General features: G+C 71.0%; 19 protein-coding genes. 12 read left to right on the top strand and 7 right to left on the bottom strand.

Annotation, left to right across the window (positions count from 1 at the left end):
• Positions 1–175 precede the first annotated feature (175 nt).
• From ABGA98_RS02965 to ABGA98_RS02930, 8 genes are all read left to right on the top strand, one after another.
• Complete coding sequence (locus ABGA98_RS02965) at positions 176–556, top strand: ATP-binding protein (protein WP_347616601.1); 381 nt, start codon at positions 176–178, stop codon at positions 554–556.
• Positions 557–676: 120 nt separating this feature from the next.
• Positions 677–2,962 (top strand): TIM-barrel domain-containing protein, encoded by a 2,286-nt coding sequence (locus ABGA98_RS02960; RefSeq protein WP_347616600.1) that lies wholly within the window; start codon positions 677–679, stop codon positions 2,960–2,962.
• A gap of 16 nt (positions 2,963–2,978) precedes the next feature.
• Complete coding sequence (locus tag ABGA98_RS02955) at positions 2,979–4,283, top strand: extracellular solute-binding protein (RefSeq protein WP_347616599.1); 1,305 nt, start codon at positions 2,979–2,981, stop codon at positions 4,281–4,283.
• Positions 4,284–5,147, top strand: a complete 864-nt coding sequence (locus ABGA98_RS02950; RefSeq protein WP_347616598.1) for a sugar ABC transporter permease — start codon at positions 4,284–4,286, stop codon at positions 5,145–5,147.
• A complete protein-coding gene (locus ABGA98_RS02945) occupies positions 5,144–5,965 on the top strand; it encodes a carbohydrate ABC transporter permease (protein WP_347616597.1) in 822 nt (273 codons plus the stop codon). Before ABGA98_RS02950 ends, ABGA98_RS02945 begins: the two co-directional genes overlap by 4 nt.
• Positions 5,966–5,979: 14 nt before the next feature.
• Positions 5,980–8,856, top strand: coding sequence for a glycoside hydrolase family 3 C-terminal domain-containing protein (locus tag ABGA98_RS02940; RefSeq protein WP_347616596.1), 2,877 nt, complete (start codon positions 5,980–5,982; stop codon positions 8,854–8,856).
• Positions 8,857–8,926: 70 nt separating this feature from the next.
• Positions 8,927–9,445 (top strand): hypothetical protein, encoded by a 519-nt coding sequence (locus ABGA98_RS02935; protein ID WP_347616595.1) that lies wholly within the window; start codon positions 8,927–8,929, stop codon positions 9,443–9,445.
• A 193-nt stretch (positions 9,446–9,638) separates the two neighbouring features.
• Positions 9,639–12,326 (top strand): cellulose binding domain-containing protein, encoded by a 2,688-nt coding sequence (locus tag ABGA98_RS02930; RefSeq protein WP_347616594.1) that lies wholly within the window; start codon positions 9,639–9,641, stop codon positions 12,324–12,326.
• Positions 12,327–12,405: 79 nt separating this feature from the next.
• Here the strand turns inward: ABGA98_RS02930 and ABGA98_RS02925 are convergent, their stop codons facing one another.
• Together ABGA98_RS02925 and sigJ are read right to left on the bottom strand one after the other, a co-directional pair.
• Entirely contained in the window at positions 12,406–13,527 is a 1,122-nt protein-coding gene (locus tag ABGA98_RS02925; protein ID WP_347616593.1) for an FAD-dependent oxidoreductase, read from the bottom strand.
• Between the two features lie 75 nt (positions 13,528–13,602).
• Positions 13,603–14,508 carry an RNA polymerase sigma factor SigJ gene (gene sigJ, locus ABGA98_RS02920; protein ID WP_347616592.1) on the bottom strand — a complete coding sequence of 302 codons (906 nt, stop codon included), beginning with the start codon at positions 14,506–14,508 and terminating at the stop codon, positions 13,603–13,605.
• Positions 14,509–14,699: 191 nt separating this feature from the next.
• Between sigJ and ABGA98_RS02915 the strand changes: the two genes are divergently transcribed.
• Positions 14,700–15,275, top strand: a complete 576-nt coding sequence (locus tag ABGA98_RS02915; protein WP_347616591.1) for a DUF6506 family protein — start codon at positions 14,700–14,702, stop codon at positions 15,273–15,275.
• A gap of 12 nt (positions 15,276–15,287) precedes the next feature.
• Here the strand turns inward: ABGA98_RS02915 and ABGA98_RS02910 are convergent, their stop codons facing one another.
• From ABGA98_RS02910 to ABGA98_RS02900, 3 genes are all read right to left on the bottom strand, one after another.
• Positions 15,288–16,292, bottom strand: a complete 1,005-nt coding sequence (locus ABGA98_RS02910) for a LacI family DNA-binding transcriptional regulator (RefSeq protein WP_347616590.1) — start codon at positions 16,290–16,292, stop codon at positions 15,288–15,290.
• Entirely contained in the window at positions 16,289–19,051 is a 2,763-nt protein-coding gene (locus ABGA98_RS02905; protein ID WP_347617693.1) for a glycoside hydrolase family 3 C-terminal domain-containing protein, read from the bottom strand. Before ABGA98_RS02905 ends, ABGA98_RS02910 begins: the two co-directional genes overlap by 4 nt.
• A gap of 104 nt (positions 19,052–19,155) precedes the next feature.
• The gene (locus ABGA98_RS02900) at positions 19,156–20,367 is read right to left on the bottom strand and encodes an ROK family transcriptional regulator (RefSeq protein WP_347616589.1); all 1,212 of its coding nucleotides are present in this window, start codon (positions 20,365–20,367) and stop codon (positions 19,156–19,158) included.
• Between the two features lie 223 nt (positions 20,368–20,590).
• Between ABGA98_RS02900 and ABGA98_RS02895 the strand changes: the two genes are divergently transcribed.
• Genes ABGA98_RS02895 through ABGA98_RS02885 form a run of 3 tightly spaced genes read left to right on the top strand, consistent with a single transcriptional unit; the run spans position 20,591 to position 24,163 of the window.
• Positions 20,591–22,231, top strand: a complete 1,641-nt coding sequence (locus ABGA98_RS02895) for an extracellular solute-binding protein (RefSeq protein ID WP_347616588.1) — start codon at positions 20,591–20,593, stop codon at positions 22,229–22,231.
• Between the two features lie 25 nt (positions 22,232–22,256).
• Positions 22,257–23,243: an ABC transporter permease subunit gene (locus ABGA98_RS02890; RefSeq protein ID WP_347616587.1), complete on the top strand. Its 987-nt coding sequence runs from the start codon at positions 22,257–22,259 to the stop codon at positions 23,241–23,243.
• Positions 23,240–24,163 (top strand): carbohydrate ABC transporter permease, encoded by a 924-nt coding sequence (locus ABGA98_RS02885; protein ID WP_347616586.1) that lies wholly within the window; start codon positions 23,240–23,242, stop codon positions 24,161–24,163. The genes ABGA98_RS02890 and ABGA98_RS02885 overlap by 4 nt, the downstream gene beginning before the upstream one ends.
• 202 nt (positions 24,164–24,365) lie before the next feature.
• Here ABGA98_RS02885 and ABGA98_RS02880 read toward each other — a convergent pair whose 3' ends face one another.
• Entirely contained in the window at positions 24,366–24,968 is a 603-nt protein-coding gene (locus ABGA98_RS02880) for a histidine phosphatase family protein (RefSeq protein WP_347616585.1), read from the bottom strand.
• 45 nt (positions 24,969–25,013) lie between these two features.
• Complete coding sequence (locus ABGA98_RS02875; protein ID WP_347616584.1) at positions 25,014–25,523, bottom strand: AAA family ATPase; 510 nt, start codon at positions 25,521–25,523, stop codon at positions 25,014–25,016.
• Between the last annotated feature and the right edge of the window lie 131 nt (positions 25,524–25,654).

The raw sequence follows: 25,654 nt of genomic DNA, 5'->3' as shown, positions 1-25,654 counted from the left end.
GCACTCATCAATTATCCGGCTCATGTCAGCTTTGGCTAGAGCGCGTCTTCTGCGGTGACACAGGAATGACGCGGTCGTGTAGTCAATTCGGTCAATCTCCGAAACTGGTTGGTGATTAGCCCATATGCGAATAGCCATCGCAGAGCACCCAAATCACGGCATCAAAGTCTGGTTCATGGCGGAGATCGAGAACCCTGCCCGGCTCCCCGGGCTGGCGCGCCGAGAGCTTCGGCGGTGGATCGGTGATCACCCGTCCCTGGCCGACCTTCAGCTCATCGCGACAGAACTGGTCACCAATGCGGTCGTCCACGGTGCCGGCCCCTGGGTCCGGATGAGCCTGCGGGCGGTCGATGAGGGGGAACGCTGCTACTGGCGGCTGGCCGTCGAAGACCCTGGCCTGCCGGCCTCCGTCCCCATGCCGCGCATGCCGGGACCGGACGAGTCGCGAGGTCGGGGCCTGTGGATCGTGGACCACCTCACCCGCGGCTGCTGGGCCACCGATCGCACGCGGACCGGTGAACGAGTCGTGTGGGCTCTGCTACCGGCCGGTCCGTGAGGGGTGGGCCGGGCGTCCCCCGTGAAAGGCGTCCGCGGACGACCTGGTGGGCCGTTGACGTTTGTTGGTATGGACAGCAAACTAACTCACGAGTTGGCGCAGCCGTTCGAAGGAGCCTCCATGCCCTACCGCCCCCCGCTGGTCGCCCACGAGTACTTCGTGGCGGACCCGCCCGAGCTGCCGGTCCGCACGCGAGGCGAGGGCGGGCTGTCGGCGCTGACCGCCGCCGAGCTGGTCGCGGCCGACGGGGCCGAGGTGATGCTGAAGGCGGTCACCTCGGCGGAGGAGACCCTGGTCGTCCAGGTGGGCGTGGCGGGGGAGGGCGTCATCCGGGTGCGGCTGTCGGAGGACGCGACCGCCAGGCCCCGCTCGGAGAGGGCGATCTCCCTGGTGACGCCCGGCAGGTATCCGGAGGCCAGGGCCGAGGTGGCGCCGGGCGAGCCCATCGTGATCGACGCGGGCTCCCTGCGTGCCGAGATCAGCCTCGCGCCGTGGCACCTGCGCTTCACCGACGCCTCCGGCGCCACGCTGGCCGAGCAGGACCGCGGGCACATCGACATCAGCGGCAGGCTCCGTACGCTGCCGTTCGGCCGTTCCTCGGCCGGCGGCACCCCCGTGGCCTACCACGAGAGCTTCGCCGCCGCGCCCGACGAGGCGTTCGCCGGGTTCGGCGAGTCGTTCACCCGGCTGGACAAGCGCGGCCAGCGGCCGGTCATGTGGAACTTCGACGCCTTCGGGGCCGAGTCGCAGCGGGCGTACAAGAACGTCCCCCTCTACCTGTCGAGCAAGGGGTACGCGGTGCTCGTCGACAGCGGGGCGCCCGTGGAGTTCGACGTGTGCCAGTCGACGCACAGCGTCGTGCAGATCCTGGTGCCCGACGACGTGATGGACTACTACGTGATCGCCGGGCCGGGGCCCGCCGACGTGCTGGACCGTTACGACCGGCTGACCTGCCGGCCGGCGCTGCCGCCGAAATGGGCGTTCGGCACCTGGATCTCCTCCGGGTTCTGCGTGGACAGCCAGGAGCGGGTGCTGGCCAGGGGGCGCACGATCAGGGAGCGCGGCATCCCGTGCGACGTGCTGCACCTCGACACGTACTGGCAGGCCGACGGGCACTGGTCGGACCTGCGGTGGGATCCGGTGAACTTCCCCGACCCGGAGGGGATGCTGGCGGAGCTGGACGGGATGGGGTTCAAGGTCTGCCTGTGGATGAACCCGTACGTCTCCCACCTGAGCCCCGCCTTCGAGGAGGCCGCTGCAGCCGGATATTTCCTGAAAAATCGGGAGGGCGAGGTCTACGTCGCCGACTGCTGGCACGGCTCCTTCCCGCCCTGCGGCATCGTCGACTTCACCAACCCCGCGGCCGTCGAGTGGTTCACCGGCCTGCTGCGCGGGCTGCTGCGCCAGGGCGTCGCGGCGTTCAAGACCGACTTCGCCGAGGGCGTGCCCAGCGACGCGGTCGCCGCCAACGGGATGACCGGCACCGACCTGCACAACGTCTACACCCTGCTGTTCAACGACGCGGTCGCCGCCGTCACCCGCGAGGTCCACGGCCACGACCTGGTGTGGGCGCGCTCGTCGTACCTCGGGGGGCAGCGCCACAGCGCCCAGTGGAGCGGCGACACCTACACCAGCTACGCCGCCATGGGCAGCACGATCAGGGGCGGGCTCGCGCACGGCCTGTCGGGCGTGCCGTTCTGGAGCCACGACGCCGGCGGCTTCACCGGCCGCCCGTCCGACGACCTGTACGTGCGCTGGACCCAGTTCGGCGCGCTCTCCCCGCTGCTGCGCCTGCACGGCACCACCACCCGCGAGCCCTGGGAGTTCCCCGAGGTCGAGGAGGCGGCGGTGGCGGCGCTGAGGCTGCGCTACCGGCTGATGCCCTACCTCTATTCGGCGGCCGTCGAGGCCGCGCGCACGGGCGCGCCGATGATGCGGGCGCTGTGCGTGGACCATCCGGACGACCCGGTGGCCTGGCAGGCCGACCTGGAATATCTGCTCGGCCGTGACCTCCTGGTCGCCCCCATGACCGCGCCCGAGTGCGTCCGGCAGGTCTACCTGCCGCGCGGAACGTGGGTCGACTACTGGACGGGCGAGGTGCTGGACGGCTCCCGCCACGTCCGGGTGGACAAGCCGCTCGACCAGATCCCCCTGTTCGCCCGCCACGGAGCGCTCATCCCGGTCGCCGAGCCGCAGGACACGATCGGCGTGCCGGCGGAGATCACCCTCCTCGCCTTCGGGGGCGTCGACGGGACCGCCGAGATCCACGACACCGACGGCGTGACGGTCGCCGTCGCCACCAGGGACGGCGACGAGCTGCGCGTCTCCGTCACCGGCCCGAAGCGGGTCACCGGGGTCGAGATCGTCCCGGTGCCCGGAGCCCCCGCGCGAACCGTCATCGTGTGACACCCCTGGAGGGATCATGGTCAAGTTGAGAGGCGCCGCGGCGCTGGCCGCCGTGGTGCTCGCGCTGTCGGCCTGCGGCTCGGGCTCCGGCAGCCCGTCGCCCGCGGACAGCGGCCAGCCGCGCGTGCTGAGGCTGTGGCACTACGAGTCGGCCGAGAGCGCCATGGGCAAGGCATGGGCCGAGGCGATCAGGAAGTTCGAGGCGTCCCACCCGAACGTGACCGTCGAGTTCGAGGAGAAGAGCTTCGAGCAGATCCAGAAGACGGCGAGCATGGTGCTCAACTCCGACGAGGCGCCCGACCTCATGGAGTACAACAAGGGCAACGCCACCGCCGGCCTGCTGTCCAAGCAGGGCCTGCTCGCCGACCTGACGGAGGAGACCACCAGGCGCGGCTGGGACAAGCTGCTGACCGGCGGCCTGCGGACCACCGCGATGTACGACGACCGCGGCGTGATGGGCTCCGGCCAGTGGTACGGCATCCCCAACTACGGCGAGTTCGTCATGGTCTATTACAACAAGGACCTCTTCGCCAAGCACAAGGTCGACGTGCCGGAGACGTTCGAGGAGCTCACGGCCGCGCTCGACACGTTCGTCAAGGCCGGCGTGACGCCCGTCGCGAACGCGGGCGCCGAATACCCGGCCCAGCAGATCCTCTACCAGCTCGCGCTCACCAAGGCGCAGAAGCCGTGGCTGGCGGCGTTCCAGTCGTACCAGGGCAAGGTGGACTTCCACGGCCCCGAGTTCACCTACGGCGCCGACACGTTCGCCGACTGGGTGAAGAAGGGCTACATCGCCAAGAACTCCTCCGGGCTCAAGGCCGAGGACATGGGCGTGGCGTTCATGAACGGCGAGTTCCCCATCATGATCAGCGGCAGCTGGTGGTACGGCCGCCTCGCCTCGGAGATCAAGGACTTCGCGTGGGGCCACTTCCTCTTCCCCGGCGCCACCATGTCGCCCGGTTCGAGCGGAAACCTGTGGGTCGTGCCGGAGAAGTCGGAGAACAAGGACCTGGCCTACGACTTCATCGACATCACCATGAGCAAGGAGATCCAGAACCTGCTCGGCAACTCCGGCGGCGTGCCCGTGGCCGCCGACCCGGCCACGATCACCGACGAGAAGAGCAAGGAGCTCATCGAGAGCTTCAACAAGCTGACCGCCGCCGACGGCCTGGCCTTCTACCCCGACTGGCCCGCGCCCGGCTACTACGACGTGCTCGTGGCCGGCGTCCAGAACCTCATCAACGGCAGCAAGACCACCTCCGAGGTGCTGGACGAGATCGCCGGGCCGTACGAGGACAACCTCGCCGACCTTGGCTTCTAGATGGGGGAGCGCACGAGGGGCTACTGGCCCTACCTGGTCCCCAGCCTGCTGCTGTTCCTCGCCGTCATCGTCGTGCCGTTCCTGATGAACGTGGGCGCGAGCTTCACCCGCTGGTCGGGGGTGGGCACGCCGCGGTGGATCGGCCTCGACAACTACACCAGGCTGCTCGGCGACGAACGGTTCTGGGAGTCGTTCCAGCACAACGTGGGGCTGATCGTGGCGATGGCCGTCGTGCCGACCGCGATCGGCCTCGTGCTGGCGGCCGCGCTGTTCGACTACATCGGCCGGCGTTTCGGCACGCGGACGGCCTCGGCGCTGCGGGCGACGTACTACCTGCCGCAGGTGCTGCCGGTGGCCATCGCCGGCGTGGTGTGGGGCTGGATGTTGCACCCGTCGTACGGCGCGGTCAACCAGATCTTCGGGCTGGAGCTCGACTGGCTCGGCGATCCCGACCTGGCCCTGGCCACCGTCATGGCGGTCATGGTCTGGTTCCAGCTCGGCTATCCGGTGGTGATCTTCATGGCCGGGTTGCAGCGCGTGGACCCGTCCTACCACGAGGCGGCCGAGATCGACGGGGCCTCGTGGTGGCGCAGGTTCTGGCACGTCACGGTCCCGCAGATCCGGCCGGAGATCTTCGTGGTGCTGCTGACGTGCACGATCGCCGCTCTCAAGGTGTTCGGGCCGATCTTCGTGCTGACCCGCGGCGGGCCCGGCAACGCCACCATGGTCCCGTCGTACTTCTCGTACCTGAACTTCTTCCAGAAGAGCAACGTCGGGTACGGCTCCGCGATCGCCACGGTGCTGGCCCTGGTCATCGTCGTGGTGACGTTCCTGTTCCTGCGCGTGCAGGAGCGTGAGCCGTGAGGGGCCCGGGGCGCTGGGCGGTGTTGTTCGCGCTGGCCGTGCTGGCGGTCGTGATGGTCTTCCCGTTCGCGGTCGTGGCGATCAACGCGGTCAAGTCGCCGGCGGAGTACAGCTCGCAGGGGCCGCTGAGCCTGCCCGACGGGCTCTACCTGCAGGGCATCGTGGACTTCTGGCAGCGGGTCGAGTTCGGCACGAAGCTCTGGAACAGCTTCGTCATCAGCGCGTCGGTGTCGGTGCTGGCGGTCGTGTTGTCGGTGCTCAACGCGTACGCGCTGGGCATCGGCAGGGTGAAGGGCCGGCTGTCGATCCTGGTGCTCTTCCTGGTGGCCAACACGCTGCCGCAGGAGTCGCTGGCCTACCCGCTCTACTACCTGGCCAAGGCGGCGGGCCTGTACGACACCCGGCTGTCGGTGATCATCGTCATGACGGCGATCCAGGCGGCGTTCGGCACGTACCTGCTGAGCGCGGTGCTGGGCCGGTTCCCGAAGGAGATCCTGGAGGCGGCTGCCATCGACGGCGCCGGCCGGCTGCGGTCGCTGCTGCGGATCGTGGTGCCGATCAGCCGGCCCACGCTCAGCGTGCTGCTGATCTTCTTCTTCATCTGGACCTGGAACGAGTTCTTCCTGCCGCTGATCCTGCTGATCTCGAACGACACCCAGACGGTGCCCGTCGCGCTGGGTGTCCTGCAGGGCGAGCGCTACATGGACGCGACGATGTCCAGCGCCTCGGCCCTGCTCGGCGTCGTCCCGGCGATCGCCTTTTTCCTGATCTTCCAGCGCACGCTGACCCGAGGTGTGACGGTCGGCGCCATCAAGTGATGGAGAACCCCCCCATGCGAATCCCGTTATTGGCCACCCTCGCCCTGGCGGCCTCGATGCTCGCCGTGCCGCCCGCCCAGGCGGTCGGCCATCCGTTCCAGGATCCCGGCCTGCCGCTGGAGCAGCGGGTCGAGGACCTGCTCGGCCGGCTCACGCTGCAGGAGAAGCTCGGCCTGCTGCACCAGTCGCAGCCGGCGATCCCGCGGCTCGGCATCGGCTATCACAAGAACGGCACGGAGGCGCTGCACGGCGTCGCCTGGTCCAACCACCGCGACGACGGCTGGAACCAGAAGTTCGCCGCCGGGACGGTCTTCCCGCAGGCGGTCGGGCTGGCCAGCACCTGGGACCCGGAGCTGATCAGAAGGGTCGGCTCGGCGGTCGGTGACGAGGTGCGCGGCCACAACGCCGTCGATCCGGTGTTGTGGGGTCTGCAGGTCTGGGCGCCCGTGGCCGACCTGCTGCGCGACCCGCGCTCCGGCCGGAACGAGGAGGGCTATTCCGAGGACCCGCTGCTGACCGGCGCGATCTCCACCGCCTACGGCAAGGGCCTGCAGGGCGACGACCCCTTCTACCTGAAGACCGCGCCCGTGCTGAAGCACTACCTGGCCTACAACAACGAGACCGACCGGAGCCTCACCTCGTCCAACCTGACGCCGAAGCTCAAGCACGAGTACTACGAGCCGGCGTTCAAGGCCGCCGTCTCGGCCGACGCCGCGACCGGCGTGATGGCGTCGTACAACCTGGTCAACGGGCGGCCCAACCACGTCAACCCCGACCTGGACACGGTGGTCAGGTCGTGGACGGACAGGACGCTCTACAACGTCAGCGACGCCTGGGGGCCGCACGCGCTCACGGACCTGGAGAAGTACTACGACACCAAGCCCGAGGCGTTCGCCGCGGTGCTCAAGGCCGGGCTCGACAGCTACACGATCGACGGCAGCGACGGCGGGCCGCTGGCCCAGCACCTCACGGCGGCGCTCGACCAGGGCCTCATCACCGAGGCCGACGTGGACAGGGCGGTGCGGAACGTCCTGTCGATCAGGACCCGGCTGGGGCACTTCGACCCGGACGGCGGGCCGTACAGGAACATCACCGAGGACGTGATCGACAGCGCCGCCCACCGCGAGCTCAACCGCGAGACCGCGGGCAGGGCCGCGGTGCTGCTGCGGAACTCCGGTGTGTTGCCGCTGGCGGCTCCGAAGTCGGCGGCCGTGGTGGGGCCGCTGGCCGGGAGGGTGTACCGGGACTGGTACTCCGGGCAGGCGCCCTACCAGGTGACGCCGCTCGACGGGATCAAGGAGCGGGTCGGGGACGTCACGACCAGCCAGGGTCTGGAGCGCGTCGCGCTCAAGCACCTCGCGTCCGGCAGATACGTCACCGCCACCGGCACGGGCCCCGACGACAACGCGGCGCTCACCGACACCGCGCCCACGGCCGCCTCGCAGTGGGACCTGACCGACTGGACGGACGGCGTGTCCACGCTGCGCAACGCGGGCAACGGCCGGCTGCTCGGCGGCGACTGGCGCTCGCTCGACACCGACGACGCCGACCCCGACGGCTGGTACGTCTCCCAGCAGTTCGCGCTGGAGCGGCAGCCCGACGGCGCCTACCTGATCAGGTACGCCGGCTTCGAGACCGTCGAGAGCTGGTACGCGCTGCCCGACCCGTACGTGAGCGTCGCCGCCGACGGCACGCTCGGCCTGGCGCCCAGGGCGCAGGCGGCGAAGTTCGGCAAGGAGGTCGTCTCCGACGGCGTCGCCGAGGCCGCCGCGCGGGCGGCGGAGGCCGAGGTGGCGGTCGTGGTGGTCGGCAGCCACCCGTTCGTGGCGGGACGCGAGTTCCGCGACCGCGACGGCCTGCGGCTCGGCGAGGGGCAGCGGCGGCTGATCGAGGCCGTGCGCGAGGCCAACCCGAGGACGGTCGTCGTGCTGGAGACCGGCTACCCCGTCATCGTGGACGCGCCGACCCTGCTGTGGACCACGCACGCCGGCTCGGAGACCGGCCACGCCGTCGCCGACGTGCTGTTCGGCGACGTCAACCCGGCCGGCCGGCTCACCCAGACCTGGCCGGCGTCGGACGACCTGCCGGACATCCTGGACTATGACCTGACCAAGACCGGCATGACGTACCTCTACGGGAAGGACAGGCCGCTCTACGCCTTCGGGCACGGGCTGAGCTACACGTCGTTCGGTTACCAGGGCCTCAAGGTGCGCGGCGACCAGGTGAGCGTCAAGGTCACCAACACCGGGGACGTCAGGGGCGACGAGGTGGTCCAGCTCTACACCCACCAGCGCCGCTCCCGCTTCGCGCAGCCGGTCAAGCAGTTGCGCGGCTTCCAGCGGGTCACGCTGGACCCGGGGGAGTCGCGTACGGTGACCTTCACGCTGAAGCGGTCGGACCTGGCCGTCTGGGACCACACCCGCTCCAGGTGGGCCGTGGAGGAGGCCACTCATGACGTGCTCGTCGGCTCCTCGTCCGACCGGATCCGCGGGCGCGCGACCCTGAGCGTGCGGGGCGAGACCATTCCCGTGCGCGACCTGGCCAGGACCACGCGGGCGATGGACTTCGACGACTACCGGGGCGTGACGTTCGCGGAGGAGACGAAGGCGGCCGGCGAGGTCGTGGCGGGTTCGGAGGGCGACTGGATCTCCTTCACCCGCGCGGCGTACGGCTCCCGGTTAACCGCCGGGGTCGCGTCGGTGAGTGGCGGGGCCGTCGAGGTGCGGTCGGGCTCGCCGAAGGGCCGGCTGCTCGCGACCGCGCAGGTGCCCGCCACGGGCGGGATCTACCAGTGGGGTACGGCGAGCGCCTCGCTCAGGGCGGGCAAGGGCGACCTCTACCTCGTGTTCAAGGGTGACCTGCGGATCAGGGACTTCGTGTTCACCGGGTAGGCGACCCCTTATTGGATAGCGCTATTATCCATCTTGTGAGATAGTGGCGCTATCCAAGAGGAGGACGCATATGACTGTGATCGTGTTGCTGGTCGGCACGCTGGTGTTCCGGCTGCTGGGGGCGCTGGGGGTGCGGCGGTTCGCCACGTGGCGGGTCAGCGCGGCCCACGGCCTGGCCGTCATGCTGGTCATGACCGCCAGCGCGCACTTCGTGCCGGCCGGTGTGACCGTCATGCCGAACCACGCCGACCTGGTGGCCATGATGCCGCCGTTCGTGCCGTTCCCCGCGCTGATGGTCTACCTGACCGGCGTGCTGGAGCTGGCCGGGGCCGCCGGGCTCGTGCTCGCCGGCACCCGCGAGGCCGCGGGGGTCTGCCTCGCGCTGCTCTTCGTGGCCATGCTGCCGGCCAACGTCCACGCGGCCCTCGCCGACGTGCCGTTCGCGGGCGGGGAGGCCTCGCCGCTGTGGCAGCGGATCCCGGAGCAGGTGCTCTACATCGGGATCGCGCTCTGGGCCGCGGGCCGTCCGGCGGCCCTGCGTAGGATCGCCGGATCGTTCGGCCGCGGGAGGGCGGCGTATGGCCGGTGACCAGGGGTGCCGGTGCTTTTAATTCGTTGTCCGTCCAAACTATTGACCATCGGCTCGGGCGTGTGTGAGCCTTCTGGTGAGCTCATGCGCGAAGGCGCGGCGACGGTCAGGGTCCTGCACTCTGCTCGTGCATGGCGGGTCATCTGAAGCCCTCGGGGCGCCTGCCGGCGTGCCCGGAAAGGAAGAGCCGCGCATGCGAAGAAGACTGTTCGTCATGCTCGCGACCGCCGTCGTCCTGCTCGTGGCGGCGGTCGTGCGGATGTCACCGGTGTCGGCCGTCGCCTCGGATCCGTACGCGTACAAGAACGTCAGGATCGACGGCGGCGGCTTCGTCCCCGGCATCATCTTCAACCCGTCGGAGCGCAACCTCATCTACGCCCGCACCGACATCGGCGGGGCCTACCGCTGGGACCAGTCCACCAGGTCGTGGACCCCCTTGCTCGACTGGGTGGGCTGGGACAAGTGGGGCTACAACGGCGTGATCAGCCTGGCCACCGACCCCGTCGACACCGACCGCGTGTACGCCGCCGTCGGCATGTACACCAACAGCTGGGACCCCAACAACGGAGCCATCCTGCGCTCGGCCGACAGGGGCGACAGCTGGCAGGTCACGCCGCTGCCGTTCAAGCTCGGCGGCAACATGCCCGGCCGCGGCATGGGCGAGGCGCTGTCCGTCGACCCCAACGACAACAGCGTGCTCTACTTCGGCGCCCCCAACGGCAACGGGTTGTGGCGCAGCACCGACCACGGCGCGACCTGGTCGGAGGTGACGAGCTTCCCCAACCCCGGCAACTACGCCCAGGATCCGAATGACCCCAACGGCTACCTCAGCCACGAGCCCGGCGTGCTCTGGGTGACCTACGACCCGCGCTCGTCCGCTGAGGGCAGCGCCACCAGGACCATCTACGTGGGCGTCGCCGACAAGGACAACAGCGTCTACCGCACCACGGACGCGGGCGCCACCTGGCAGCGCGTGGCCGGCCAGCCCACCGGCTACCTGCCGCACAAGGGCGTGCTCGACACGGAGAACGGCTACCTGTACATCGCCACGAGCGACACCGGCGGGCCGTACGACGGGGCCAAGGGCGACGTGTGGCGTTACGCCACCGAGACGGGCGCCTGGACCCGGATCAGCCCCATCCCGTCCTCCAGCGAGGACGACTACTTCGGCTACAGCGGGCTCACCATCGACCGGCAGAACCCGTCCACGATCATGGTGGCCACCCAGATCTCCTGGTGGCCCGATGTGATCTTCTTCCGGTCCACGGACTCCGGCGCCACCTGGACCCGCGTGTGGGACTGGACGTCGTACCCGAACCGCAGCTTCCGCTACACGATGGACATCTCGGAGAACCCGTGGCTGACGTTCGGCGGTAACCCGCAGCCCCCCGAGACCGCGCCGAAGCTCGGCTGGATGACCGAGTCGCTGGAGATCGACCCGTTCGACTCCGACAGGATGATGTACGGCACCGGCGCCACCATCTACGGCACCGAGAACCTCACCCGCTGGGACGCGGGCGGGCAGTTCACGATCAAGCCCATGGCCAGGGGCCTGGAGGAGACGGCCGTGCTCGACCTGATCAGCCCGCCGAGCGGCGCACCCCTGATCAGCGGCCTGGGCGACATCGCCGGCTTCCGCCACACCGGCCTCGACGCCGTGCCGCCGATGATGTTCACCTCGCCGACGTTCACCTCCACCACCAGCCTCGACTACGCCGAGCGGAACCCGTCGGTCATGGTGCGGGCCGGCAACTTCACCGACGCCGACCGGCCGAACGACAGCCACGTGGCCTTCTCCACGGACGGCGGCGCCAACTGGTTCCAGGGCACCGAGCCGGGCGGCGTCAACGAGGGCGGCACGGTCGCGGCGGCGGCCGACGGCTCCCGCTTCGTCTGGGCGCCCAAGGGCGTGGCGCCGGTCTACTCGGCCGGCTACGGCAACTCCTGGCAGCCCGCCTCAGGCCTGCCCACGGACGCGGTCGTCGAGTCCGACCGGGTCGACCCGATGACGTTCTACGGCCTGAGCGGCGGCCGCCTCTACCGCAGCACCGACGGCGGCGCCACGTTCGCCGCCACCGCCGCGACCGGCCTGCCGGCCGGCGGCAAGTTCAAGGCGGTGCCCGGCCGCCAGGGCGACCTGTGGCTGGCCGGCGACGGCGGCCTGTGGCACTCCACGGACGGCGGGGCGTCTTTCTCCAAGGTGCCCGGCATCACCAAGTCGGTGAACGTCGGCTTCGGCAAGGCCGCGCCCGGCGGGACGTACATGGCGGTCTTCGCCGTGGCCACCCTCGACGGCGTCACCGGCCTCTACCGTTCGGACGACGCCGGAGCGAGCTGGCTCAGGATCAACGACGACGAGCACCAGTGGGGCAACATGGGCGAGGCCCTCACCGGCGACCCGCGCGTCCACGGCCGCGTCTACCTCGGCACCAACGGCCGCGGCATCATCTACGGCGACCGCACGGGCCCGCCCGTCACCGTCACCCCGACCGCCACGCCCACGGTCACACCCACAGTGACCCCGACCGTCACGCCCACGGTCACGCCCACAGTGACCCCGACCGTCACGCCCACGGCGGGCGGGGGCTGCACGGCCACGTACAAGGCGGGCAACCAGTGGCCGGGCGGGTTCCAGGCGGAGGTGACGGTCAAGAACACCGGCACATCCGCGATCAACGGCTGGACGGTCACCTGGACATGGGCGGGTGACGAGAAGATCACCCAGCTCTGGAACGGCACCGTCACCCAGACGGGCGCCGACGTGAGCGTCGGGAACGCCGGCTACAACGGCAACCTGTCACCGAACGGAACCGCGTCGTTCGGCTTCAACGGCAGCGGCAGCCACACCTCACCCCCCACCCTCACCTGTACGGAGTCCTGACCCGACGACCCGCGGGAGGCGCCTCCCGCGGGTCGTCCCCGGCACCGCGATCACCCCGGGCGGGACGAGCACCGGCCGGTCAGGCCAAGGGGCGGTAGGGGCCGGGATGGCGCATGACCTGGACGGTGCCGCGGATGATGCTCTCCTTGAACGCGGCGGAGGCACGGCCGGTGAGCACGACGTCCAGCGGGCTGTCGTCGGCGCGGGTGAACTGGGTGACGCCGTCGCGGCGGCCCAGGCTGAGGTTGCGCCAGACGTGGCGGAACCTGGCCGGCCCGGGCTTCCGCCCGGTCACCAGGTCGGCCACGGCGTCGCCCGTGCACAGGCCCATGGGCAGCCCGGTCTGGCACGACATACTCGACCGCTCGCCGGGCGGCGCCGCCGCGTCGCCGATGCCGAACACCTCAGGATGCGACACCGAGCGCAGCGACCGGTCGACGACCATGCGGCCCTCCTCGTCGGTGCGCAACCCCGACGCGGCGGCCAGCGGGGAGACGCGGAACCCGCCCGCCCACACCACCGTCCGCGCGGGCACCTCGTCGCCGCTCTCCAGCAGGACGCCGTCGGGGCCGACCTTGGCGACGGGTTCGTGCTCGCGGACCACGACGCCCAGGCGGGCGAAGGCCCGGTGGACGTGGCGGCGGCCCCGTACGGACAGGCCCGGGGCGACGGGGCCCGCGCAGAGCAGCTCGACCCGCAGCCCCGGGCGGGTCTCGGCGAGCTCGGCCGCCGTCTCGATCCCGGTGAGCCCGCCGCCCACCACGGTCACCGGTCCCGGTCCCGGCCCGGCCAGCCGTGCCCGCAACCGTACGGCGTCGTCCTCCGTCGCGATCGGCCACGCGTGCTCGCGCACGCCCGGCACGGTGTCCAGTTCGGCGGCGCTGCCGAGGGCGTAGACCAGCACGTCATAGCTCAGCGTGTACGGTGGCCCGTCCAGCTGGACCGTCCGCGCCTGAAGGTCGAGGCCCGTCACCTGGGCCAGCACCAGCCCGACGCCGGTGCCGTCGAGCAGGCCGGCCAGCGGCAGGTCGGGCAGCCGCTGCCCGGCCGCGAGCTGGTGCAGCCGCACCCGCTCGACGAACCGGTCGGCCGCGTTGACCAGCGTCACCCGTACGCCCGTCGAGCGCAGCCGGCGGGCGGCGCGTTTGGCCGCCCCCAGCCCGGCGTATCCGGCTCCCAGCACCACGATGTGGTCCGTCATGGTTCCTCCGTTCGAGAGTCCCCACATGAACCGGCGAGCCGGGCCGTTCGTGACACACCTGACCTGTGACGGTGCTCACACCAGCTGCGTGGCGGCGAAGGCGAGCTTGGCCGGGCTCACGATGGTCCTGACCGCGGAGACCCGACCGTCCACGACCTCAACGGCGAAGACCGCGAGCAGGCCGCCGCCGGCGTCACGTACGACCACCGCGGGCTCGGCGTTGACGTCCACGATGTCCCATGCGATCCCGGCCGCCTCCGGCCGGCCGGCGAGCCCGCGCAGGTAACGCAGCACCCTCGCCCGCCCGTACACCGGGCGGCGGGCGGAGGTGGCGGTGCCGCCGCCGTCGGCCCAGGCCACCACGTCGTCGGCGAGCAGTCGCTCCAGCGCCGCCAGGTCGCCGCCGAGCGTCGCCCGCAGGAACCCCCGCACGATCCGGCGATGGTGCTCGCGGTCGCTCTCGAACCGTTTGCGCGGCTCGCCGACGTGCGCCCTGGCCCGGCGGTGCAGCTGGCGGGAGTGCGCCTCGGTGATGCCGAGGATGCCGGCGACCTCGGCGTGGCCGTACCCGAACGCCTCCCTCAGCACGAACACCGCCCGCTCCACCGGGGTCAGCCGCTCCAGCAGGATGAGCACGCCCAGGGACACCGACTCGCGCTGCTCGACGGTCTCCAGCGGCCCGAGGGCGCCGTCGCCGGTCAGCACCGGCTCGGGCAGCCAGGGCCCCGCGTAGCTCTCCCGCCGCCGCCGCGCCGAGGCGAGCTGGCTCAGGCACAGGTTGGTGACCACCCTGGTCAGCCAGGCCGCGGGCACCTCGACCGGCCCGGCCTGGCTCCAGCGTACGTAAGCCTCCTGGACCATGTCCTCGGCCTCGGCGGCCGAGCCGAGCAGGCGGTAGGCCAGCGCGAACAGCCGCGGCCGCTGCTCCTCGAACACGGCCACGGGCGCCGGGTGCCGCTCCTCCGCGCCGGGAACCTCCACGCACCCGATGCTAGGACGTCACCCGGTCGCCGTCCCGGGCGGGCGAGCCGCCGGCCTACGGAACCTGCCCGAGCCGGTCGACGAGGCGGTCAGGCGGTGCGGTAGCGCACGGTCGCACCAGACCACCGCGGGGGTTGACCTCAACCAAGATCGAGGTTGCAGAGTAGGTCGTGAGAGATAAGGAGAGCGCCATGGCTGACGACAAGGTGATCATTTACGAGGCGACCGGCGCCGACCCGACGACTGACGTGCTGGTCATCGAGAACGCGAGCGGACGCACCCGCGTGCGCGCCGTGGAGGATCCCGCGCAGATGCTGGACCTGGTGACCGGTCTGGTGGCGGAGGGGGTGGACCAGTTCGAGCTCTGCGGCGGGTTCGGCGCCCTCCCGCACGCCGACGCCGTCAGGGCCGTCAGCGGCAGGGTGCCCGTGGGCGCGATCTACTACGGTTTCGAGTCGCTGACCGCTGTGGCGTCCTTCAAGGCGAGGTACGAAGCCGGGGAGGCGCTGTCGGAAGCGTTCATCATCGTGCACGAGGGCGCGGACCCCGCGACCGACCAGGTTGTGCACGACAAGGACGAGGGCGGCAGCACCACCGTGGTCGGGGTGCCGGACACGGCGGCGGCCGCGGAACTGGCCGGGAAGATGGCGGCCGGCCTGCAGCTCATCGAGCTCTACGGCACACCGGGACCGGACGCCGCCGAGCCGGTCATCCGCGCCGTGGAGGCCGCCGCCGTCCCCGTCGGCGTCATCGCCCACCGCCGCTGACCGGAGACGGGCTCAGGTGCTGGCGCGGACGGCGAGTTGCGGGGTGAGCAGGGTGGAGTCAGGCACCGCGCGGCCCTCCAGCTTGTCCATGACCAGGCGGACGGCCTCCCTGCCCACCTCCTCCGCCGGGATCAGCACCGAGGTCAGCGGCGGGCTGGCGCGCTCGGCCACGTCGTCGGGGCAGATCGCCACCACGGCCACGTCGTGCGGAACCCGCCGGTCCAGCTGGCGCAGCGCCGCGAGCACGTGTCCGACCGCGGCCTCGTTGTGCACGACCAGCCCCGACAGGCCGGGCTGGTCGAGGAGCAGGTCGCGGACGGTCTCGTACACCTCGTCGAACGTCTCCTCGCAGGCCAGCGCCACCCCCTTGAGGCCGTGGGCGTCCACCGCCTCCACGAACCCCTCCCGGGTGCGCCGGGCGAAGCCGGTGCCCCGCTCGTAGACCACGGACGGCGCCCCCAGCAGGGCGATCTCGTCGTGGCCGCGCTCGGCCAGGTGCTCGACGCAGCGCGCGCCGGCCGCGGCGAAGTCGAGGTCCACGCACGTCAGCCCGGCGGGTTCGGCGGGGAATCCGATGAGCACGCTCGGCTCGGCCAGCTCGCGCAGCAGCGGCACCCGGCGGTCGTCCAGCTCGACGTCCATGAGGACGAGCGCGTCCACCAGCGCGCTGGCCGCCACCCGCCGGATGCCGGCGGTGCCCTCGTCGGCGGTCAGCAGCAGCACGTCGTGGTCGAAGCGGCGGGCGGCGGTGACGACCGCGCTGGCGAAGCGCATGAGGACGGGCACGTGCATGCCGGCCCGCAGCGGCAGCACCAGCGCGATCACGTTGGAGCGCCTGCTGGCCAGGGCGCGGGCGCCGGCGTTCGGGTGGTAGCCGAGGGCGTTGATGCTGTCGAGCACCCGCCGCCTGGTGTCGGCCGAGATCGTCCGCTTGCCGCTGAGCACGTAGGAGACCGTGCTGACGGCCACGCCCGCGTGCCTGGCGACCTCGGAGATCGTGACCGCGCGCCCGCTCAAGCCCCGGCTCCGAAGTCGAGCCGGGACAGCCTCACCCCGTCGTTCTCGAACACGACATAAAGATCGTGCACGCCGTCCGCGTCCGCAAGGGGAGCCGTGACGGCGTGGTAGGTGTAGCGGCCGGTCCGCGGCACGGGAAGCGTGGCCAGGGCAGGGCCGTAGAGCGGGTCGTCGCGGCGGATGGTGATCATGCCGCCTTCCGCGCTGCCCGCCGTCGCCACGCAGGACCCGCTGCCGGTCAGGTCGACCTGCCGGAACAGGATCCAGGCGCCCTCCGCGTCGGACCGTACGGCGTCGCCGTCCTCCTTCGTCTCGTCCACGAACGTGATCGCGTCGTACTCGTCGTGGCAGGCCGCGCGCAGCAGCCCCGACTGGGGCGGGATGGTCTCGCCCTCGACCTCGAAGGGGGCGCTCAGGCGCAGGTCGGTGGCGCTGCGGCCGACCATGAGCCGGTGCGGCGCGTGCTCCACGACGAACCTGCTCCTGGTCACGTCCCAGAAGGCCAGCTCGGAGACGGGCAGCGCCAGCCTGACCGTACGGCTTTCGCCGGGCGCGAGGTGCGCCTTCTCGAAGCCGCGCAGGCGGCGCAGCGGCTGTTTGACGCGGGAGCGCTGCTGGTGGGTGTAGAACTGCACGACCTCGACGCCGGGCCGCGCGCCCGTGTTGGTGACCGTGACCTCGGCGCGCAGCACGTCGCCGTCGAGGTGCACGCGCAGGTCGGCGTAGCCGAACGTGGTGTAGCTGAGGCCGTGGCCGAACGGGTGCAGCGGCACCCCGCGGAAATACTGGTAGGTGGCGTCGGAGGCGATGATGTCGTAGTCGAGCAGGTCGGGCAGCTCCTGCTCCGAGCGGTACCACGTCTGGGTGAGGCGGCCCTCCGGGTCGGCGTCGCCGAAGAGCACGTCGGCCAGGGCGTGTCCGTACTCCTGGCCGCCGTGGGCCGACCACACCACGGCGGGCACGTCGCCGTCGGTCCAGGTGAGCGGGTAGCCGCTGGTGACGACCATGACGGTGCGGGGGTTCGCCGCGCGCACGGCCCGCACCACGGCGTCCTGGGCGGGGGCGAGCGCCAGGGTCATGCGGTCCTCGGTCTCCCTGCCGTTGACGAGGGGATGGTCGCCGACCACGACGACGGCGACGTCCGCGCCGGCGGCGAGCCTCGCGGCCTCCTCCGCGCCGCTCCTGACGACGTCCATGGCCAGCCAGACGGCCTGGTCGGCGTCGTCGACCAGGCGCAGCACGCCGTCGGCTCCCGCGCCGACGTAGCAGCCGGTAGAGATGTGGCGCAGGGCGAGGGTCCCGCGCGGGCGCTCCTCCATGCGGAACGTCTGGCGCACCTCCCACCCGTTCGGCCCCGGCTGGTCGTTGACCAGCGTCTGGCCGTCCACCGACACGAACCGCCCGGTCGCCACGGCCCGCAGCGCGTAGGCGCCGCCACCCCAGTCGAACAGGTCGAACCCGCTGGCCTCCGGACCGCCCACGCTGAGCGGCCCGCCGGCGGGGTCGGCGGCCACGGGCCCGGCCTCGGCGGTCAGCGTCACCCGGTCCACGGCCTCGCAGAACACCGTCCGGCAGCGCTCGGCCAGCCCGGCGCGCGCGGTGACGGCGTAGGGGAGGGTGCCGCTGTACCAGTCCTCCATGAGCGCGTCGCCGAGCTGGCCGATCACCGCGACCGTGCCGGTCCCGTCCAGCGGGAGCAGGCCGTCGTTGCGCAGCAGCACGAACGAGCGCCGCGCCGCCTCCCTGGCCAGCGCCTGGTGCCCGGGGCAGTTGACCACGTTGCCGGTGATGCCGTCGTACGGCGTCGCGGGGTCGAACTCGCCGAGCCGGAACCGGATCGACAGCGCGTGGCGGGCGGCGCCGTCGACGTCCTCCTCCGTGAGCAGGCCGAGCCGCAGCGCCTCGCGCAGGTGCCCGAGGGTGGCTTCCGCGCGGTCGTCGTCCTGGGTGAAGCTGTCGATCCCGGCCTTGACCGCGTGCGCGTACGCCTCGGGAGGCGTGTCGTGGTAGCCCTGCAGCGCGGTGAGGTTGCCCGGCGCGTACGCGTCGCTGACCACCAGCAGGTCGCCGGGCGCCCAGGCCCGCAGCACCTGCCCGATCAGCGGGCTGAGATGCGCGGGACGCCCGTTGACCAGGTTGTACGACGGCATGACGGCCACCGCGGCGCCCTGCTCGATGGCGGGCCGGAAGGCGGGCAGCTCGTACTCGTGCAGCACCCGGGGCGGCAGGCTGCTGGAGGTCGTGCAGCGGTCGGTCTCGTTGTTGTAGGCGAGGAAGTGCTTGAGCGTGGGCGCGGTCTTCAACGTATCGGGAGCGCTCCCACGTAGCCCGAGCGCGAACGCCGTGGCCGTGACGCCGGTCAGCCACGGGTCCTCGGAATAGCCCTCCTCGTTCCGCCCCCACCGGGGGTCGCGCAGCGGGTTGACCACGGGGGCCCACACGTTGAGCCCCGCGCCGGCCGGATCCTTGTGGTGGAAGGCCAGCACCTCGTCGCCGACCGCCTCGCCCACCCTGCGGACGAGGTCGAGGTCCCAGGTCGAGGCCAGCCCGACGGCCTGGGGGAACACGGTGGCCGGGCCGAGCCAGGCCAGGCCGTGCAGCGCCTCGGTGCCGGTGCGGAACGCCCCGACACCCAGCCGTTCGACCGGGGCCTGGTACTGGTGGAGCAGGCCCGTCTTCTCCTCGAGGGTGAGCCTGCGCAGCAGGTCGTCGATCCGGGTGGGGAGGGGGAGCGCTGGGTCGCGGAAGGGTTGGTGCATGGTCATCCCTCGGAGAGTGTCGAAGCGCTTCGACGACCGGCCTGGCGAAGTTACGCGGACATTTCGGTGGGTTGACTGAAGGGTGCACGTCCCGGAGACCGAGGTCAAGGGATTCGCGGCAATCCTCCGGGCAATCTTCCCGAATCGATGGAGTCGAGCACCCGCGCCGCGCCCCCGAGCGCCGCCGCGTCGTGACCCAGCGTCGAGGCCACGACCTGGCATCCGCCGCCCTCGACGGCGATGACGCGCTCGCCCATCTCGCCGTGCACCGCCGGCAGCAGCCAGGGCGCCAGCGGCACGTAGTAGCCTCCCAGGACCACCACCTCGGGGTTGAGAAGGTTCGCCAGGATGGACACGCCCTTGCCGAGGCTCCTGCCCACCGCGTCGAGCGTGGCCAGGGTGCCGGGGTCGCCGGCGCGGGCGAGCCGCACCGCCTCCTCGATCTCCATCTGCACCTCGGCGGGAGACAGGTCCTTGCGCAGCACGGCGCCGATGCCCGCCATGACCTCCAGACAGCCGCGCCGCCCGCAGGGGCACGCGGGGCCGTCGGGATCGAGTTGCACGTGGCCGATCTCGCCGCTGTAGCCGAGGCGCCCCCTGCGCAGCCGCCCGTCGAGGATGATGCCCGCCCCCACGCCGATCTCGCCGGTGAGATAGACCAGGTCGGAGGCCCCGGCGTGCGCGCCGAAGCGCTGCTCGGCCAGCGCGGCGAGGTTGGCGTCGTTGTCGACCTGGATGGGGAAGCCGGGGTCGCGCAGCGCCTTGGCCAGGTCGCCGCCGATGTCGGCGTCGCGCCAGCCCAGGTTGGGCGCGATGCGCGCGGTGCCCTGCACGTCCACCAGGCCCGGCACGGCCACGGCCAGGCCCAGCACCTGGCGTTCCTCCTTGGCCATGCGGCCGACCACGCGCCTGATGATCGCTCCGACGCCGGCCATGCCCTGGTTGACCGAGCCGCCTCCGGAGAACCCGCGCCGCCATGTCAGCAGCCGCTCGCCCGCCAGGCCGGTGGCCACGGCCGACACGTGGTCGACGTTGATCTCGACCCCGATGGCCGCGTAGGGGGAGCCGTCGAGCACGAGCATCGTGGCCGGCCTGCCGACCCGGTTCTCCGTCAGACCCGTCTCGCGTACGAGCCGCCGGTCGATGAGGTCGGCGACGAGGCTCGACACCGTCGCCTTGTTCAGCCCGGTGGAGGCCGCGATGTCGGCCCGCGAGCACGGCGCGTGCTCGCGGACGAAGCGCAGCACGACCGCGAGGTTGGTGGCGCGCACGTCGGCGAAGTCGGCCGGCTGAGGGCCGGTCGTAGAAGTGATCAATATCAGCCCCGTTCCCAGATGACCCCAGCATGCCGCATCGCAGGCTCCCTTCCCTAACGAGGAACCCGCTCGCGAGAGGCGCCGCCGCGTAGCACGTTTCCCATCAGTGCCAACCTGTGACCGTCCCGATCCTTGTGGCCTATGCTGACAGTCTACTAATTTGTTTGGCTGAAATACCAACTAATTCTGAGGCCCATCCCTCACTCGGAGAAGGGAGCGAGCCATGCCAACCACCACAACGCGCCGCGGGTTTCTCGGCCTGGTCGGAGCGAGTGTTCTGGTAGCGGGCTGCGCCGAGAAGAAAGCCACCTCCAAGGGCACCGCCGTAGCGGCCGACAAGCTCAAGAGCCTGGTGCCGACCCGCATCCCGTTCGAGATCCCCGGGCTCAAGCCCGACCTGCCCGGCAGCGAGTTCGTCGCGCCCGGCTTCCTGACCCGCCCCACCACCATGGTCCAGGCCGTCACCACCAAGCCGCTGACCAGCGGCAAAGAGGTGACCGCGATGACGCCGCTCTGGGGCACGGTGCCGCCGGGCCTGGGCGACAACTCCTACTACGACGCCGTCAACGAACGCCTCGGCGGGACCGTGCGCTTCAACATCTCCGACGGCAACACCTATGGGCAGAAGGTCAGCACCCTGCTGGCCAGCGGCGACGTGCCGGAGATGATCCAGATCCCGGGCTGGGAGATCATCACGATCGCGCGGTTCACGGAAGCGGCCAACAAGCTCTTCGCCGACCTGTCCCCCTACCTGGCCGGCGACAAGGCCAAGGAGTTCCCGCTGCTGGCCAACTACGACACCGCGGCCTGGCAGTACGGCGTCTTCGGCGGCGTCCTGCAGGGCATCCCCTGGCAGAACGAACCCTTCCCGTTCGCCACCTTCGTGCGCCAGGACATCCTGGAGGAGCTGGGCCTGGAACAGCCGAAGAGCGGCGACGACCTGGTCACGCTCGGCAAGGCCATCACCGACGCCAAGAAGAAGCGCTGGGCGTTCGGCGGCGGCATGGAGCAGGAGATGCAGCGGGCCTTCGGCGCGCCGCGCGAGTGGCGCAAGAAGAGCGACGGCACGCTCGAGTACAAGTACGAGACCGCCGAGTTCGCCGCGTCGGTCGAGTTCATGGTCAAGCTCTTCGAGGCCGGCTACGTGCACCCCGACATCGTCGCGAACAAGGACGCCGACAACAAAGGCATCTTCGGCAGCGGGCAGATGATCATCTACCGTGACGGACCGGGGGCCTGGCACGAGAGCCTCGGCCGGTTCCTGCCCGACAACCCCGAGTTCGACATGCAGGCCGTCGACCCCTACCCGGCCAAGCCCGGCGGCAAGACGATCATGTGGCGGAACGAGCCGGCCGGCATGTTCTGCTTCATCAGGAAAGGGCTCGGCGACGCCCGCACCCGCGAGCTGCTCGCGCTGGCCAACTGGTGCTCGGGGCCGTTCGGCACGCAGGAGTACGAGCTGGTCAACAACGGCGTCGAGGGCGAGCACTACGACGTCAAGGACGGCAAGGTCAAGCAGACCGCGCTCGGGCGCAAGGAGATCGCGCCCACGTACATGTTCCTGTCGGGCCGCCCGCCGGCCAACTCCATGAGCCAGTACGACGGCCTGGTCCAGGCCCAGCACGACTGGCAGACGAAGGCCGCCGCGATCCTCGACAACGACCCGTTCGTGGGAATCCGGGTGGAGACCCCCTCCAAGATGGCGGGCCTGGCGACGCCCACCGAGGACAAGATGAACGAGGTGTTCCGCGGCAAGCGGCCGCTCTCCGAATGGCCCAAGATCGTCAAGGAGTGGCAGGACCAGGGCGGCAACGAGGCGCGCGAGTTCTACATGAAGGTCGCCCGCGAGAACGGCAGGCTGTGACGTCCATGGGCACGAAGGACCTCCCATGGGCACGATGACGGCCAAGCGGCCCGTCCGGCGCGGCGCCCGCCGGCCAGGTCACGCCGCACCACCGCACCGGCTGTCCTGGCGGGCCAAGGCACGCAGGGACTGGCCGCTGCTGGTGATGAACCTGCCGATGTTGCTGGTCGTCCTGGCCTTCTGGTGGATCCCCGCCCTCGGCAACGTCATCGCGTTCCAGGACTACAACCCCTACACCGGCGGCATCACCGGCAGCCCGATCATCGGCTTCACCAACTTCGCGCTGCTCTTCCAGGACCCGCAGTTCCTGCGCGCCATCCTGAACACCCTGTCGATCACCGCCTTCCAGCTCGTCTTCTACTTCCCCGTGCCGATCATGCTGGCGCTCCTGCTCAACAGCATCGTCTCGGCCCGGCTGAGGGCGTTCGTGCAGGGCGTGGTCTACATGCCGTACTTCTTCTCCTGGGTGCTGGTCGTGGCCATCTTCCAGCAGATGTTCGGCGGCGCCGGGCTGCTGGCGCAGATCCTGCGGGACAACGGGCGCGAGGCCGTCGACTGGATGACCAACTCCGACACGTTCATCCTGCTCATCACCTCGCAGACGATCTGGAAGGACGCCGGCTGGGGCGCGATCATCTTCCTGGCCGCGCTCAGCACCATCGACCCCAACCTGTACGAGGCCGCCGCCGTGGACGGCGCCCGCCGGTGGCGGCGCATGTGGCACATCACCCTGCCAGGACTGCGGCCGGTCATCGTGCTGCTGCTCATCCTGCGGCTGGGCGACGCGCTCAACGTCGGATTCGAGCAGTTCATGCTGCAGCGCAGCGCCGTCGGCAGCGAGGCGTCCGAAGTGTTCGACACGTTCGTCTACTGGTCGGGCCTGCGCACCGGCGACCTCGGGTACGGCGCCGCGGCCGGGCTGTTCAAGGGCCTGGTGGGCCTGCTGCTCATCCTGGCGGCCAACCGGGTGGCGCACGCGCTCGGCGAGCGAGGAGTGTATTCACGATCATGACAGTGCTGACGTCCAGACGCCGCAGGGGCGCGCCCGCCGGGCTGGCGCCCTGGGAGGAACAGCCCTCGCCGGCCGCCCGGCTCGGCAAGGGCACGCTGGTGACCCTGATCGTCCTGGCCGTGCTCGGCCCGCTCTACACGATCGTGCTGACCAGCCTCAGCTCGTCGGCCACCGTCAACCGGGTCGGCGGGCTCGTGCTGGTGCCCGACGGCATCACGTTCGAGGCGTACCGGCAGATCTTCTCCGACACCGTGGTCAGCAGGGCCGTGCTCGTCAGCACCGGCGTGACCGTCGCCGGCACGCTGATCAGCACCGGGGTGAGCGTGCTGGGGGCGTACTCGCTGTCGCGGCCCGGCTCGTTCCTGCACCGGCCGTTGTTGTTCAGCGTGCTGCTGATGTTCGTGTTCTTCCCCGGCATCATCCCCGTCTACCTGATGGTGAGCGGGCTCGGGCTGAAGGACAGCTACTGGTCGCTGATCCTGCCGACGGCCGTCTCGGCGTTCAACGTGGTCGTGCTCCGCTCGTTCTTCATGAACATCCCCGGCGAGATCCTCGACAGCGCGCGCATCGACGGGGCGGGCGAGTTCCGCATCCTGTGGCGGATCGTCCTGCCCATGTCCAGGGCGGTCACGGCGGTCGTCGCGATGTTCTACGCGGTCGGCTACTGGAACGCCTGGTTCAACGCGATGCTCTACATCGACGACACCCGCAAGTGGCCGCTCGCGCTCATCCTGCGGCAGTACGTCGTCGACTCCAACCCGCTGCCCAGCGCCACGGCGGGGGTGACGGGCGACGCACCGCCGACGCTGGCGATCAAGATGGCCATCGTGGTGATCGCCGTGGTGCCGGCCCTGATCATCTACCCACTGGTGCAGCGCCACTTCACCAAGGGCGTCATCGTGGGGGCCATCAAGGGCTGAACCAGGGGTGGCACCCGTTCACGCACACCATCGTGAAGGGCCTGGTCGCGGGCGCCGCCGGGACCAGCGCGTCGCCGCCAACGTGGCGTACGAGCTGCTGCGGTCCTGACCCGTCATCTCCGCGGTGATGGCCCAGCGCTCGTGATCCCTCCACGCCCCGTCGACGAACTGGAACTTCGGCGAGAACCCCTCGCGCTCGAATTCAGCCCGGCCATGCCTCGCACCGCCATGACCGCCCGTCCCACTGCACGAGGAACGGCACCGCGTGCGGCAGCGGCGCCCCCCACACCCGCGCGCCCAGCCCGCACAGGGCGTTGAGCCCGGCCGTCAGGCTCGCGACGTGCCCGACCACGGCCACCGTCGCACCGGGGTGCGCCGCGGCGATCGATGTGAGGGCGGCGACGGTGCGGGCCGTGACCGCGTGCCCGTCCTCGCCGTCGCCGGCCGCCGCGTCCAGGTCGCCGTCCACGATCCACGAACGCAGCGTCTCGAGCACGCGTACGCGGACCGCCGGGTCGGCGGAGCCCTCCAGCCGGCCGGCGTGCATCTCGGTCAGGCCCTCCAGGGTCACGACGCCGTCGAGGCCGAGCGCGTGCCCGATGATCTCGGCGGTCTGCCGGGCGCGGACCGCGGTGCTGGCGTACACGTGCGTGATGCCCTCGCCGGCCAGCCGTCGCGCCGCCTCCGCCGCCTGCTCGTGCCCCCTCGGCGTCAGGCGGGCATGGGGGAGGGCGCCGGCGGCTCGGGCGGTGACGTTCTCCGACTCCGCGTGGCGCATGCAGAGCAGGCGCACGTGATCGCTCATGGCCGGGAGCCTAACCGAACGCTGCGCCGGGTTCCCCAAGGTGCGCTACGGGCCTGCCCGGTCGAGGTGGTGGATGAGGGTGGCGAGGGACTCCTGCGGCGTCTGGCCGGCCGTGTCGACGATGATGCGCTCCCGGTGCCACGGCTCGTACTCGCGCTCCACCACCTCCTGCCACTCGGGGAGCCGCAGGTCGGAGATGTCGACCGAGCGCGAGATCACGCGGTCGCGGTGCTCGGCGCGGTCGGAGCAGACCACCTCCACCTCGGCGACCGGTACGCCCGACGCGACCCCGACGGCGCGCCAGGCGTCACGGGTGACGAGGAGCGGGTTGACCGACTCCGCGATCACGGTCAGGCCCTGGCCGAGATGCTCCTCGGCCAGGGCGTAGCCGACGAAATAGCCGACGGGCCCGAGGGGCGGGCGGGCCAGGCCCGAGCGCACGATCGCCTGCTCGATGGTGTCGATACGCAGGTGAACCGCGCCCATGCGTCGGGCCAGGAGGCGGGCGAGCGTCGTCTTCCCGGTCGCGGGCAGGCCGCCCATGACGATGAGCATGCCCCTCATGCTGCCAGACGGGACCCTCCTTCACGCCGCCGCCCGAACGCCTGCCCACGGCCTGCGCGGCCGGGCGTCCGGCGGCCGTGGGTTCCGCGGAAAAACGGAGCGCTCCCCCGCGGGAGCCCGTG

Origin of the sequence: Nonomuraea sp. B1E8, assembly GCF_039871515.1 — a bacterium.
GTDB lineage: Bacteria > Actinomycetota > Actinomycetes > Streptosporangiales > Streptosporangiaceae > Nonomuraea.
This window is presented reverse-complemented; position numbering and strand designations above follow the sequence as displayed.

Excerpts from the sequence above, each read along its gene's own strand:
- ABGA98_RS02950 (WP_347616598.1), top strand. The coding sequence starts at position 4,284 with ATGGGGGAGCGCACGAGGGGCTACTGGCCCTACCTGGTCCCCAGCCTG.
- ABGA98_RS02955 (WP_347616599.1), top strand. The coding sequence starts at position 2,979 with ATGGTCAAGTTGAGAGGCGCCGCGGCGCTGGCCGCCGTGGTGCTCGCG.
- ABGA98_RS02960 (WP_347616600.1), top strand. The coding sequence starts at position 677 with ATGCCCTACCGCCCCCCGCTGGTCGCCCACGAGTACTTCGTGGCGGAC.
- ABGA98_RS02895 (WP_347616588.1), top strand. The coding sequence starts at position 20,591 with ATGCCAACCACCACAACGCGCCGCGGGTTTCTCGGCCTGGTCGGAGCG.
- ABGA98_RS02905 (WP_347617693.1), bottom strand. The coding sequence starts at position 19,051 with ATGCACCAACCCTTCCGCGACCCAGCGCTCCCCCTCCCCACCCGGATC.
- ABGA98_RS02930 (WP_347616594.1), top strand. The coding sequence starts at position 9,639 with ATGCGAAGAAGACTGTTCGTCATGCTCGCGACCGCCGTCGTCCTGCTC.
- ABGA98_RS02875 (WP_347616584.1), bottom strand. The coding sequence starts at position 25,523 with ATGCTCATCGTCATGGGCGGCCTGCCCGCGACCGGGAAGACGACGCTC.
- ABGA98_RS02965 (WP_347616601.1), top strand. The coding sequence starts at position 176 with ATGGCGGAGATCGAGAACCCTGCCCGGCTCCCCGGGCTGGCGCGCCGA.
- ABGA98_RS02885 (WP_347616586.1), top strand. The coding sequence starts at position 23,240 with ATGACAGTGCTGACGTCCAGACGCCGCAGGGGCGCGCCCGCCGGGCTG.
- ABGA98_RS02935 (WP_347616595.1), top strand. The coding sequence starts at position 8,927 with ATGACTGTGATCGTGTTGCTGGTCGGCACGCTGGTGTTCCGGCTGCTG.
- ABGA98_RS02890 (WP_347616587.1), top strand. The coding sequence starts at position 22,257 with ATGGGCACGATGACGGCCAAGCGGCCCGTCCGGCGCGGCGCCCGCCGG.
- ABGA98_RS02880 (WP_347616585.1), bottom strand. The coding sequence starts at position 24,968 with ATGAGCGATCACGTGCGCCTGCTCTGCATGCGCCACGCGGAGTCGGAG.
- ABGA98_RS02915 (WP_347616591.1), top strand. The coding sequence starts at position 14,700 with ATGGCTGACGACAAGGTGATCATTTACGAGGCGACCGGCGCCGACCCG.
- ABGA98_RS02925 (WP_347616593.1), bottom strand. The coding sequence starts at position 13,527 with ATGACGGACCACATCGTGGTGCTGGGAGCCGGATACGCCGGGCTGGGG.
- ABGA98_RS02940 (WP_347616596.1), top strand. The coding sequence starts at position 5,980 with ATGCGAATCCCGTTATTGGCCACCCTCGCCCTGGCGGCCTCGATGCTC.